Genomic DNA, 219 nt, shown 5'->3' on the forward strand with positions numbered 1-219 from the left:
GAAAAGAACGAGGCTAGAGATAGCTAAGAGATAAGATAGATAAAACAGGATTTTCCTGATGGCCGTAGTGCTGTGGACCCACCTGACTCCATACCGAACTCAGAAGTGAAACGCAGTAACGCCGATGGTAGTGTGGTGATTCGCCATGTGAGAGTAGGGCACCATCAGGGTATTATAGAAGAGGAAACCGCAAGTTAGAGATAGCTTGCGGTTTTTTGC

Annotated in this window: 1 rRNA gene; it reads left to right on the top strand. The window is 46.6% G+C overall.

Features of this window, described 5'->3' with window-relative positions:
* Nucleotides 1-54: 54 nt before the first annotated feature.
* Nucleotides 55-170, top strand: a 5S ribosomal RNA gene (gene rrf / locus A1D25_RS01910).
* Nucleotides 171-219: the final 49 nt, after the last annotated feature.

It is taken from the genome of Ursidibacter arcticus, from assembly GCF_009761375.1.
Lineage (GTDB): Bacteria > Pseudomonadota > Gammaproteobacteria > Enterobacterales > Pasteurellaceae > Ursidibacter > Ursidibacter arcticus.